Origin of the sequence: Thermophilibacter sp. ET337 (genome assembly GCF_024733715.1) — a bacterium.
Lineage (GTDB): Bacteria > Actinomycetota > Coriobacteriia > Coriobacteriales > Atopobiaceae > Thermophilibacter.
In genome coordinates, this window is sequence record NZ_JANRHO010000011.1 from 1 (window position 1) to 11,710 (window position 11,710).

General features: G+C 69.7%; 9 protein-coding genes. 4 read left to right on the forward strand and 5 right to left on the reverse strand.

Going from position 1 to position 11,710, the window contains the following annotated elements; genetic code table 11:
- Positions 1 to 2,294, reverse strand: a 2,294-nt coding sequence (ppk1, locus tag NW198_RS08665) for a polyphosphate kinase 1 (protein ID WP_258340805.1), incomplete at its 3' end; no start/stop codon positions are given.
- Between the two features lie 225 nt (positions 2,295 to 2,519).
- Here ppk1 and argF point away from each other — a divergent pair.
- Positions 2,520 to 3,518, forward strand: a complete 999-nt coding sequence (gene argF / locus NW198_RS08670) for an ornithine carbamoyltransferase (protein WP_258340806.1) — start codon at positions 2,520 to 2,522, stop codon at positions 3,516 to 3,518.
- A 139-nt stretch (positions 3,519 to 3,657) separates the two neighbouring features.
- Here argF and trpS read toward each other — a convergent pair whose 3' ends face one another.
- Positions 3,658 to 4,707, reverse strand: coding sequence for a tryptophan--tRNA ligase (trpS, locus tag NW198_RS08675; RefSeq protein WP_087315177.1), 1,050 nt, complete (start codon positions 4,705 to 4,707; stop codon positions 3,658 to 3,660).
- Between the two features lie 137 nt (positions 4,708 to 4,844).
- Here trpS and NW198_RS08680 point away from each other — a divergent pair, with 137 nt between their 5' ends.
- From NW198_RS08680 to NW198_RS08690, 3 genes are all read left to right on the forward strand, one after another.
- Positions 4,845 to 5,447, forward strand: a complete 603-nt coding sequence (locus NW198_RS08680) for a 5-formyltetrahydrofolate cyclo-ligase (protein WP_258340807.1) — start codon at positions 4,845 to 4,847, stop codon at positions 5,445 to 5,447.
- A 4-nt stretch (positions 5,448 to 5,451) separates the two neighbouring features.
- Positions 5,452 to 7,191: a LuxR C-terminal-related transcriptional regulator gene (locus tag NW198_RS08685; protein ID WP_258340808.1), complete on the forward strand. Its 1,740-nt coding sequence runs from the start codon at positions 5,452 to 5,454 to the stop codon at positions 7,189 to 7,191.
- 82 nt (positions 7,192 to 7,273) lie between these two features.
- Positions 7,274 to 7,678 carry a hypothetical protein gene (locus NW198_RS08690; protein ID WP_258340809.1) on the forward strand — a complete coding sequence of 135 codons (405 nt, stop codon included), beginning with the start codon at positions 7,274 to 7,276 and terminating at the stop codon, positions 7,676 to 7,678.
- Positions 7,679 to 7,956: 278 nt separating this feature from the next.
- Here the strand turns inward: NW198_RS08690 and NW198_RS08695 are convergent, their stop codons facing one another.
- The 3 genes from NW198_RS08695 to NW198_RS08705 form a co-directional block, all read right to left on the reverse strand.
- Positions 7,957 to 8,916, reverse strand: a complete 960-nt coding sequence (locus tag NW198_RS08695) for a type II 3-dehydroquinate dehydratase (protein ID WP_258340810.1) — start codon at positions 8,914 to 8,916, stop codon at positions 7,957 to 7,959.
- A 261-nt stretch (positions 8,917 to 9,177) separates the two neighbouring features.
- A complete protein-coding gene (locus tag NW198_RS08700) occupies positions 9,178 to 10,470 on the reverse strand; it encodes a shikimate kinase (protein ID WP_258340811.1) in 1,293 nt (430 codons plus the stop codon).
- Positions 10,470 to 11,621, reverse strand: a complete 1,152-nt coding sequence (locus NW198_RS08705; protein WP_087315166.1) for a bifunctional chorismate mutase/prephenate dehydratase — start codon at positions 11,619 to 11,621, stop codon at positions 10,470 to 10,472. Before NW198_RS08705 ends, NW198_RS08700 begins: the two co-directional genes overlap by 1 nt.
- Positions 11,622 to 11,710 lie beyond the last annotated feature (89 nt).

Consider the following 11,710-nt stretch of genomic DNA (forward strand, 5'->3'; position numbering starts at 1 on the left):
GCAATGTCCTCTGCGGCGAGCTCGGGAACTGCCTCGGGGGCCGGCTCGACGCGCGGCGCCTTGGCGGCACGCGCGCGCTCCTCGACGGCCTCGCGGGCGCGCTCGTACGCCTCGCGCAGGAGCACCTCCTGGCAGTTGACGCGCGGCGCGCCCTCCTCGGTCTCGACGCGGGCCCAGGTGCCCTCGGCGGTGAGCTGGCGCGCCTTGACGTTGTCGGCGAGCTGGAGGTCGATGAAGTGGCGCACGATCTCGCAGCAGGCGGAGTCGCGCACGGGGTAGGCGATCTCGACGCGGCGCTCGGTGTTGCGCGTCATCATGTCGGCGCTCGAGAGGTAGATAGTGTCCGCGTACTCGCCAAAGGCGTAGATGCGGGCGTGCTCGAGGAAGCGCCCGGCGATCTGGCGGATCACGAGGCCGTCGGTCTTGCCCGGCACGCCCGCCTTGATGCAGCAGATGCCGCGGACGATCATGACGACCTTGACGCCCGCCTCGCAGGCCTCGGAGATCTTGTCGATGACGTCGCGGTCGGTGAGCGAGTTCATCTTGAAGAAGACGCGCGCCGGGGCGCCCTCGCGGGCGCGGGCGATCTCTCGGTCGAGCCCGCGCATCACGAGCGGCTTGAGGCCCACCGGGGCAACGCCGAGCTGGCGATAGGTGCCGCGGAGGTTGCCGAGCGAGAGGTTGCGGAAGAAGGTGTTGCCGTCCGCCCCGATGCCCTCGTCGGCCGTGAGCAGCATGAAGTCGGAGTAGAGCGTGGCGGTCTTCTCGTTGAAGTTGCCCGTGCCCAGGCACGTGATGCGGCGGATGCCGTCGTGGTCGTGATAGGTGATCTGGCAGATCTTGGAGTGGCACTTGAAGCCCTCGGAGCCGTAGATGACGGTGCACCCGGCGTCCTCGAGGCGCTCGGCCCAGGCGATGTTGTTGGCCTCGTCGAAGCGGGCGCGCAGCTCCATGAGGACGGTGACGTCCTTGCCCGCCTCCGCGGCGCTGATGAGGCTCTCGCAGAGGTGGCTCGACTTGGCCACGCGGTAGAGGGTGATCTTGATCGAGATGCACGCGTCGTCGGCGGAGGCCTCGCGGACGAGCCTCAGCAGCGGCGTCATGGACTCGTACGGGTAGGTGAGAAGGACGTCGTGGTCCTCGACCTGGCCGCGCATGGGCAGGGACAGGTCGACCATGGGCGAGATCTGCGGCTCGAAGCGACGGAACACGCACGCGGCGTGCTCGTGGTCGGGGATGTGGGACTCGAGCCCGTAGACGTAGCCGAGGTCGATCGGGCGGTTGAGGCGGAAGACGCGGCGCGGCTCCAGCGCGAGCTCGTCGGCGATCAGCGTCTCGAGCGTCTTGCCCAGCTTGCCGCGGATCTCGAGGCGCACGGGCTGCAGGCGCTGGCGGAGCTTGAGGACCTTCTTCATGTGCTGGCGGTAGTCCTCCTCCTCCTCGACGCCCTCGCCGTCGGGGTCGATGTCGGCGTTGCGCGTGACGCGCAGCACGGCCGAGCGCTTGGGCACGTACTCGCCGAAGCACTGGTCGAGGCAGGTCTCGAGGACGTCCTCGAGCAGGGTGTAGCGCCAGGCCTTGGGCGTGGCCGGCAGCGCGACGACGCGCTGCTCGGTGCGGGGCACCTCGATGATGCCGAGAAGACCGGTCTCATCGGCGCCGTCGAGCGAGCAGGCCACGAACAAGCGGCCGTTGCGCAGGTTGGGGAAGGGGTGGCGCGGGTCGACGATGAGTGGGGAGATGATCGGCGCGAGGCGGCGCTCGAAGTGGCGCTGGACGGCGGCGCGGTCCTCCTCGGTGTAGTCGGCGGGGGAGACGCGCTGCAGGCCGTGCTGGCCGAGCAGCTCCTCGACCTCGGCGAGGCCCCTCTCGTGGCGCTCGACGAGGGCGGGCAGGGCGCCGAAGATCGCCGCGAGCTGCTCGGTGGGGGTCATGTTGGACTTGTTGTCCTTGGGCTGGTTCTTGAGGGAGGCGAGGTCGGAAAGGCCGCCTACGCGGATCATGAACCACTCGTCGAGGTTGGACTCGACGATCTCGCAGAACTTAAGGCGCTCGAACGCGGGAACCTCGGGGTCGTATGCCTCGTCGAGGATGCGGTCGTCGAAGCGCAGCCAGCTCAGCTCGCGGTTCTGGGTGTAGGAGAAGTCGCGCTCGGGCTTCTTGTCCTCGCCGTCCTTCTCGCCCGCGTACTTGGCGGCTGCCTTCTTGAGGGCCTGCTCCTTGCGGGACTCCTTGGCGTCCTTCTTGCCGCGCGCCTCTTCCTCGACGGCGTCCTTGGTCTTGTCCTTGCTCATCGCGAAAGCCTTTCACGAAGGTGCGGCAGCGTGTGCCGCGGTGCATGTCCCCACGATGATAGCAGCCGCGTGACCGGCCGCCGGGCCCTGTTGGTTAAGGTTGTGAAAAGAGCCGGGCCAGCGGGGGCCGCGCGGCCGCGGACCGTCCCGGGCTCATGCTACGATGCAGCTTTCAAAGCACCGAGAAGAACCCGGCGTTCCCGCCGGTCACGAAAGGAGAGCCCCATGGCCGTCAGCCTTTCCGGACGCAACTTCCTCAAGCTCCTCGACTTCACGCCCGAGGAGATCCGCCACCTGCTCGACCTCTCCGCCGAGCTCAAAGCCAAGAAGCGCGCGGGAGAGCCCCACCGCTACCTCGAGGGCAAAAACGTGGCGCTCATCTTCGAGAAGACCTCCACGCGCACGCGCTGCGCCTTCGAGGTGGGCGCGGCCGACCTCGGCATGCACGCGGTCTACCTTGACCCGAGCGCCTCCCAGATCGGGAAGAAGGAGTCCATCGCCGACACCGCGCGCGTGCTCGGCCGCATGTTCGACGGCATCGAGTACCGCGGCTTTGGCCAGGAGCGCGTCGAGGAGCTCGCCGCGTACGCGGGCGTGCCGGTCTGGAACGGCCTCACCACGGAGTTTCACCCCACGCAGATGATCGCCGACGTCCTCACGATGGAGGAGGAGTTCGGCCGCGGCGGGATGGCCGGTCGCAAGGTCACCTTCATGGGGGACGCGGGCAACAACGTGGGCAACTCGCTCATGGTCGTGTGCGCAAAGCTGGGCATCGACTTCTGTGCGTGCGGCCCCGCCGAGCAGATGCCCGACGCCGAGCTCGTAAAGACCTGCCGTGAGATCGCGGCCGAGACGGGAGCCACGATCACGCTCACGGCGGACGTCGCCGAGGGAGCCGCCGGCGCGAGCGTGATCTACACCGACATCTGGGTCTCCATGGGCGAGCCCGCCGAGCTCTGGGGCGAGCGCATCCGCCTGCTGTCTCCCTACCAGGTCAACGCCGAGCTCATGAAGCTCGCGGCCAAAGACGCGATCTTCATGCACTGCCTGCCGAGCTTCCACGACCGCAAGACCACGATCGGCGAGGAGGTCTACCAGCAGTTTGGCCTCGCCGAGCTCGAGGTCACCGACGAGGTCTTCGAGGGGGCGCAGAGCCGCGTCTTCGACGAGGCCGAGAACCGCCTGCACTCGATCAAGGCCGTCATGTACGCGACGCTGCGCTAAGCACTTCCATATCGAGGGATTCGACGCGTAAGTCGAGCGAGGGGACAGGGTCCGCGCGAGTTCTGCGGCGCGCGTCCCTTGCGCGCGAAGCTGTCTGAGCGCCGGACCTTATCGCCCCCGCAGGGGTGCGTAGTGCCTGCTAGTACACCATCCCCATCGCCTCGCGCACCTCGTCGAGGGTGGCCGCGGCGATCTCGCGAGCGCGGCGGTTGCCCTCGTGCAGGACGTCGGCGACATATCCCATGTCCTGGGCGATCTTCTCGCGGCGCTCGCGGATGGGGGCGAAGTAGCCGTTGACGGCCTCGGTCACGACCTTCTTGAGCTGGCCCGCGCCTCCCATGCCGATCTCCTCGGCGATCTCGCGCGGGTCGCGGCCGGTGCAGATGCCTGCCGTGGTGAGAAGACCGGAGATCTCCGGGCGGTTCTCGGGGTCAAAGGTGATGTTGCGCTCGGAGTCGCTCTTGGACTTCTTGATGAGCTTGGCGGTCTCCTCGGCGGTCATGGAGATGGAGATCGCGTTGCCGTAGGACTTGCTCATCTTGCGGCCGTCGAGGCCGGGAAGCAGCGGCGTGGAGGTGAGAAGCCCCGTGACGTCCGGGAAGACGTGGCCGTAGCGCTCGTTGAAGCGACGCGCGATCTTCGAGGTGATCTCGATGTGCGGCAGCTGGTCGCGGCCCACGGGCACGATGTTGCCCTTGCAGAAGAGGATGTCGCACGCCTGGTGCACGGGGTAGGTGAGCAGAAGTCCCGTGAGGGCGTGGCCGGAGGCCTCCTGCTCGGCCTTGACCGTGGGGTTGCGCTCCATCTCGGCCTCGGTGACGAGGCTGAGGAACGGCAGCATGAGCTGGTTGAGCTCGGGCACCGCGGAGTGCGTGAAGATCATCGTCTTGGCCGGGTCGAGCCCGCAGGCCAGATAGTCGATGACCATGTTGTAGACGTTGTCCTTGATGTGCTCGGTCGTGTCGCGGTCGGTGATCACCTGATAGTCAGCGATGATGACGTTGGTGCGCACGCCCATGTCCTGCAGGCGCACGCGGTCCACGAGCGTGCCGAAGTAGTGGCCGAGGTGGAGCCTGCCGGTCGGGCGGTCGCCGGTGAGCATGGTGTAGTTCTCGGGGTGGACGAGAAGGTCGGCGTGGACCTCGTCGCTCCTGCGCTTGGCCGCCTCGTAGCTTCCCTCGTTGGGCATGGTTCCTCCTCGCGTTTGCGGTCCCCCGCGTATGTGGTCAACGGCATCCTATGGTACGGCAAACGGCGGCCTCGTGCGCGGGGTCCTTGCAAAAGCCTGTTAGAATAATCTGGTCGAGGTCGAGAAGAGGAGGAGCGGTGGCAAGCTCATACGGCACGGACGCCGACAAGAGCTCACTCAGGAGCAACTACCTGCGCGTTCGCCGCACCGTCCCTGCGCGCCTGCGAATCTCCTCGGACGAGGCCATTCGCCGCGCGCTGCGCTCCTTCGACGTCTTCCGGCGCGCGCCCATCGTGCTCACCTACGTCTCCTTTGGCGCCGAGGTCGACACGCGCGCCCTGATCGAGGAGCTGCTTGACGAGGGCCGCCGCGTCGCCGTCCCGCGCGTCGAACGCGCGGCGCACAAGATGGCCTTCCACGAGATCGAATCGCTCGAGGGGCTCGTCCCCGGAACGATGGGCATCCTCGAGCCCCCCGGCGACACGCCGGCCCTCACGGTGCCCGAGATGGTGCGCACCGCCTGCCTCGTGCCCGGCCTCGTCTTTGACGGCGCGGGGCACCGCGTGGGCTACGGCGGCGGCTACTACGACCGCTTCCTCGCGTTCTACCCCGGCAACAAGATCGGCCTCGCCCGCGTGACGCAGCTCTCGTCCAACCCGCTCCCGGTGGGGGGGCACGACGTCCCGGTCGACTTCCTCGTGAGCGAGGGGACCGTCTGGGGCTGCAGCCAGAACCTCTGACGCCATGCTGCGCGCCTACGCCCTCGTCGAGCGCCGCCGAACGGTCGCCTGGCCGCTCTGGACGGGCGTGCTCGCGGGGCTCGTCGCGCTCGGGCTCTCGCCCGTCGCCTACCTCCTCGCCGGCTCCGCCCTCATGGCCGGCAGGATCCTCGGCGCCGCGGACCGCGTCTCGGCGGAGCGGTGCCGAAGGGTCGTAGCCGTGGTCGGCCTCCTGGTCACGCCCGCGCTCGCCCTCGTTTGGGCGATCGCCCCCGGGCTCACCGCGATCCCCGGGGCGCTCGCGCTCGCCGGATGGGTGTGCCTCTCGCTTGGCGAGAAGGACGAGCGACGCGCCGCGCGCTCCGGCGCCCTGGCGGGCGAGCTCGTCGCCGTCCTCGCCCTGCTCGCCGCCGCATGGCTGCTTCCCGTGCCCCGGGTAGCCTCCGCCGTCTTTCTCGGCGCGCTCTTTGCCCTTGCCGTCCTCACCAGGGCGCGCGCGGGACGCTCGCTCTCGGAGCCCGAGCTCTTCGCCGCCCTCGCGCCCGCGGCGCTGCTTAGCTGCTCGATGGCGGCGGGCGAGTCCGGGCTCGTGGTTCTTGCGACGGCCTCGCTCGTGGCCTTAAGCGCCTGCGGCGTGCCGCTGCTCGCCTCGCTCGCCTCAGACGGCGACGAGGGGGACTATGCGGCGACGATGCGCCGCGCCCTCGACGACCTCGCGGAGCGCGAGCTCAGCGACCGCGAGCGCGAGGTCCTCGTCCGGACGCTCTGCGGAGAGCCGCGCCGCGTCATCGCGCAGGCGCTCGACGTCTCGGAGTCGACCGTCGGCACCAACCGCACGCGCGGCTACGAGAAGCTCGGCGTGTCCTCCAAGGTCGAGCTCGTCTCGCGCGTGAGCTCCTGGACGAGCGACGCCGGCAGTCTGCGCCCCGACGGCTCCGTGCACCGTTGCGTCCCATCGTGGGCGCGCGCCCTTCTCGGCGCCGCGCTGCTCGCCCTGATGCTCGCGCCCTGGGCGGGGCCGGTCCGCCCCGTCGTGGCCTGCCTCGCGGGCGACGTGCTCTCGTGCGTCGCCCTCGTCGCCTTTCTCGTCCTTGCGCCCGACACCGGGGGCCGTCGCGCGCTCCGGGAACGGACGGGCGTGCGCCCCTCCTGGGAGCGCGGCGTCGTCTGCCTGCTCTGCTCCGTCGCCGTGCCCCCGGTCTTCGTCTCCTCATGGCCCCTCGTCCCCGGGCGCCGCTCGCTCGCCGCGCTGGTCCTTGCGCTCGGCGTCCTGTATCTCGGGGCGCGGCCGGTCAGCGCGGACCCGGGCATCGACGTCCGCACGTGGCTTCGGCGCTCGACCGTCTCCGGCCTGCGAGAGCTTGCGTGCCGCGGACGTGAGGTCACGGCCCTCGCGGGGCTCTCCCTGCTGCTCGGCTCCTGCTTGACCGTGCCTCTCGAGGTTTTTCCCGGCGTGGTCGAGGGCCTGTGGTGCCTCGTGGCGGCGCTCGGCGCGCTCGTCTTTGGCGTGGCCTTCCGCCCCGCCGCCCGCGATGACCGCGAGGAGCAGGTCGCCATCCTGAGAAGGGCCGGCCTGAGCGAGCTTCAGGCCAACGTCGCGCTGCTCCTCTCGCTCGGCGAGGGCGAGCGTGCCATCTGCGAGCGCCTGCACGTGGCCCCAGGGACGGTCAAGTCCGCGCGGACGCGCTGCTATCGGGCGCTCGGCATCCACAATGCCGTCGAGCTGCGAGAATGCCTCGAGGGTCGGGCCGGGTTGACAGACTGAGCCGACGCGCATCCCCGGGGTTGACAGACGCCCCGCGCCGCACTGGGTACCATTTTGGCAACCCCTTCGGAAGGAGGCTGCCATGAAGCGCGCCGCAAGCACCGCAAAGATCGCCGTGCCCGCCGTTCTTCTCGCCGTCTGGCTCCTGTCGCTACTCGTCTTCTGGTGCGTTATCGGTCCCTCGGACGCCCTGGGCTATGCGCTGATCTTCTTCTACGGGCTCATGCCCGCGACGGTCCTGGGAACCTCGCTCACGGCGGGCCTTCTCAGGCCCTACGGAACGAGGGGCTGGCTCATCATCCCGGTGGCGGCCGTCCTGTCCATGCTGCTCCCGAGCCTGACGTTTCTTTTGGCCAACACGCTGACGTTTGGCAACGTCCACCCGCCCGACCTGACGGCGCTCGCCTTTGGCGGTGCCGTCTCGGCCGTGGGCTTTGGGCTCGGTGCGGGCGTGAGGGCGCTCAGGGCGCGGCGCCGCGGCGCATGACGACGGGCATCCGCCTTCAGGTCCTGACCTGGCGCATCTGCGCTCGGTGCCCGCACTCGTGAGTGCGGGCAACAGGTGCGGGCGGTTTTGGGCATAGACTGCATCGAGTGCGCGGTCCTTCTCGGCCAATGCCCCGGAGTGCGCGCATCGAGTGCGCTCCAGCCCGCACCGGAAGCGACAGCCGAGAAGTGCGGGCGGGATCCCGAAGAATGCTGAGAAGTGCGGGCAGGGCCCGCGCGCACCCAAACGAGAGCTTGGGCTCGTGCCAGCCGACGGCGCTACAGGCCCAGGTGCGCGGCCATGTCGAACAGCGCCTTGCGATAGCCCTCGACGCCCAGGCCCGTGATGGTCTCGAAGCAGGCGGCGCGGATGTAGGACACCTGGCGGAAGTCCTCGCGATCCTCGAGCTTGGAGATGTGCACCTCGATCATGGGCAGGCCCACGGCCTTGGCGGCGTCGAGGATTGCGATAGAGGTGTGCGTGTAGGCGCCGGGGTTGATGATGATGCCGGCATAGGTGCCGTACGCGTCCTGAATGGCGTCGATGAGGTCGCCCTCGTGGTTGGACTGGAAGCAGGTGCAGTCGGCAAAGCCGGCCTCGAGCGCGGCGTCGTGGCAGATGCGCAGCATCGCGCGGTACGAGTCGTGCCCGTAGATGTCGGGCTCGCGGATGCCCAGCATGTTGATGTTGGGCCCGTTGATGACGAGCACGCGCACGGGGCCCTCCGGGAGCTGGTCCTCGACGTCGACGTCGGCGTCCGTCGTCTCGTCGGGCGAAGCGTCCGCGGGCTCCATGACGTCGAGCAGGCTCACGAGGTCCTCGACCGACGCGTCCTCGGCATCCTCCTCGGAGGGTCCCTCGGGCGCGGCGTCGACGTCGCCCTCGCTCTGCGCGAGCGCGGCGCTGCGAAGCGGGTTGTGGGAGATGTGCACGTGAATGGGGGAGGGCATGGCCGAGGCCTCGTCGAAGGCCTCCTCGTTGCCCTCGATGCCCGTGAGGCGAACCAGCGCCTCGTGCACGGCCTCGACCTTGCCGGGGCCAAAGACGACCTCGATGCCGTTGGCGCCGCGCTTCACGAAGCCGAGCACGCCACGGGCGGAGGAGAGCTGGTCGGTGTCGACGAGCGAGGGGTCCTCGGTGAGAATCCTCAGGCGGGTCATGCAGATGTCGTTCGCGGTGACGTTGCCCTTGCCGCCCACTGCGGCGAGAACCTCCTGCGCGATCTGATCTCTGTCCACTTCGCGACCCTTCCCGTCGTCGAATCGCGAGCTGGAGCCCCATCTCCACACTCATCATCTGCCGACTGCCGTGTAATCGAAAGCACAGTATACGGGGCGCGCAAGCCGGTGCGGCCCATTCCGCCGAGCGGCGCCGCGGACGGCGGGACCTTCCAGCAAACGCCCATGTTTTGACCTTGAGCGGCGACGCTCGCGAGACTTGTTGACCCGCTGCGTCCCCCGACGCCCGTGGGGACGGGAGCGCCGGCGGGCGGGGAGGTCCTAGAGCCCGAGGAGCTCGCGCGCGAGCTCCGCGTCCCCTGCGGCGGAGCCGGTGCAGGGCAGCGTCACGTCCGCCCAGGCGCGGTAGAGCCCCATGCGCTCCGCGGCGATCCGCTCGACGCCCTTGGCCTGGGAGACCGGGCGACCCGCAGAGCTGAGCTCGGAGACGGGGCGATCGAGAAAGACGACGCGGCCGTTCTGGCGCAGCAGATCGCGGTTCTCCGGCCTCGTGACCACGCCGCCGCCGCAGGCGATGACGAGTCCCGAGCGCGCGGCGTAGTCGGCGGTGACGCGCGTCTCGACCGCGCGGAAGGCGTCCTCCCCGTCCTCGCGGATGATCTGCGCCGCGCCGCGGCCGGTCTCGAGCGCGATCGCCTCGTCGAGGTCGACGAAGGGCCGGCCGAGCACGCGCGCGAGCGCCCGCCCGCAGGTGGTCTTGCCGGCGCCGGGCATGCCGATGAGCACGACGTTTTCCGTCTGAAAGTAAATCTCGCGCTCGATTGTGCCCACGAGGGCGTCGTCGAGGTCGCGCCCCTGGAAGAGCCCGCTCGCAAAGAGCGCCTGCGCCACGAGCATGGCAAGGCCGCTCTCGGTGGGCAGCCCCAGGCGCTCGGCGGAAAGGCACAGCCCCGTGCGCGTGGGGTTGTAGACGACGTCGAGCACGCCGCGCAGCCCCGTGAGCCGAGAGAGCGTGCCCTCGTCGACGGGGGAGTCCGGGCAGCGCGGGAACATGCCCACCGGCGTGGTGTTGACGAGAAGAACGGCGTCGGCGTGCCGCTCGGCGAGGGTCGCATAGGTCTCGTCGCCGGAGCGCGAGATGGTGACGACGCGCGCCCCGGCCGCGTGCTCCAGGGCGTCGCGGACCGCCGCGGCCGCGCCGCCGCTCCCAAGCACGAGCGCCTTCCTACCCTCGAGCAGACCGCGCGGCGACTCGCTCAGCCGCTCGCGGCAGAAGCGCGCGAGCATCCAGGCAAACCCCAGCACGTCGGTGTTCTCGGCGACGATGCGGCCGTCCCGGTCCCTCACGAGCGTGTTGGCGGCCCCGAGCCGCTCCACGGCGGGCGAGCGCACGTCGGCGAGCTCGGCCGCGAGCCGCTTGTAGGGGATGGTGACGTTGAGGCCGCGCCACGCGCCGTCACGGACGAACGGCTCGACCTCGTCCCGGTCGAGGTCGTGCAGGGCGTAGGGGAAAGATCCCAGATGCTCGTGAATCTTCGGCGACCAGCTGTGCCCGAGCGGGTGCCCCACGAGCCCGTAGGGAGCGGTCGTCGCCGCGCCCCTCTCGCCCGCCACTAGAGCACCTCCGAGTAGCTGCCGAGGTAGCGCAGCTCCTGGCAGAGGCTCCCGAGCGTCGTGACGAGCGAGGCAAACTCCGGCGAGGCCGCGGGGCACTCGATGTCGAAGTAGAACATGAACTCGAAGTCGCGCTCGGGGATCGGGCGGCTCTCGAGCTTGAGGAGGTTGACGTCGAGCGCGTAGAGCTTCGCGAGCAGCTTGTAGAGGGAGCCGGGCTGGTGCGGGAGCACGGCCATGAAGGAGGCCCGGTCGGCGCCGGGGTAGACCTCGAGGCTGCGGGAGATGCAGGCGAAGCGCGTGTAGTTGTTGTCACGGTCCTGCACGCCCGAGGAGAGCGCGGCGAGGCCGTAGAGCGCGGCGCAGGCGTGGGAGGCGAGCGCCGCGACGTCGGTGCGCCCGGACTCGGCGACGCTGCGGGCCGCGGCGGCCGTGTTCTCGCAGACGTGCACGCGCACGTCGGGCAGCCCGGAGAGGAACTCGGCGCACTGACTGATGGCCTGCTGGTGGCTGTAGATGTCACGAATGCCGGAGAGCTCGGCGCCGGGCAGGGCGAGCAGGCTGTGGTCGACCTTCACGCGCGTGGTGCGCACGACATAGAAGGAGTGCTCCATCATCAGGTCGAAGACCTGGTTGACCGAGCCCGCCGTGGAGTTCTCGAGCGGGAGCACCCCGTAGTCGGCGAGCCCCTGCTCGACGGTGCGGAACACGCCGTCGAAGGTGGGCGAGTAGGCGATCGTGGGCCGACGGAAGATCTTCTCGGCCGCGATCTGCGAGTAGGCGCCCTCGACGCCCTGGCAGCTCACGTGCGCCGAGCGGGGGAAGACCTCGGGCGTGGCCTCGCGCGCGCGGCGAATGCCGGCAAGCAGCCCGTCGTCCGACGCGTCGCCGAGAAGCGCGTGCTGGCGCGAGCGGGAGGCCTCCATGAGCAGCTCCATCAGGACCTGCGCGTACGTGGCGAGGTCCTCCGGCGCCGCCTCGGCGGCCGCCGCGACCTTCGCGCGCTCCCGCGCCGGGTCGAAGACGCGCATCCCATGCTCGCGCTTGTACGCCGCGACCCCCTCGGAGACCTTCGCCCGCTCGGAGAAGAGCGCGAAGATCTCGCGGTCGATCCTGTCAATCTCTTGCCTCAGCTCCGAGAGCTCGGCCATGGCTTCCTCCTTGTGGTTGCTCCGTCGTCTAGACGCTATGGTACCGGGCGCGCGGGTCGTGAGGTCCGGCGCTCAGACAGCTTGCCGAG

What these genes read in the sequence shown, in the direction of transcription:
- argF (WP_258340806.1), top strand. Translation starts at nt 2,520, where the DNA reads ATGGCCGTCAGCCTTTCCGGACGCAACTTCCTCAAGCTCCTCGACTTC.
- trpS (WP_087315177.1), bottom strand. Translation starts at nt 4,707, where the DNA reads ATGCCCAACGAGGGAAGCTACGAGGCGGCCAAGCGCAGGAGCGACGAG.
- NW198_RS08685 (WP_258340808.1), top strand. Translation starts at nt 5,452, where the DNA reads ATGCTGCGCGCCTACGCCCTCGTCGAGCGCCGCCGAACGGTCGCCTGG.
- NW198_RS08690 (WP_258340809.1), top strand. Translation starts at nt 7,274, where the DNA reads ATGAAGCGCGCCGCAAGCACCGCAAAGATCGCCGTGCCCGCCGTTCTT.
- NW198_RS08705 (WP_087315166.1), bottom strand. Translation starts at nt 11,621, where the DNA reads ATGGCCGAGCTCTCGGAGCTGAGGCAAGAGATTGACAGGATCGACCGC.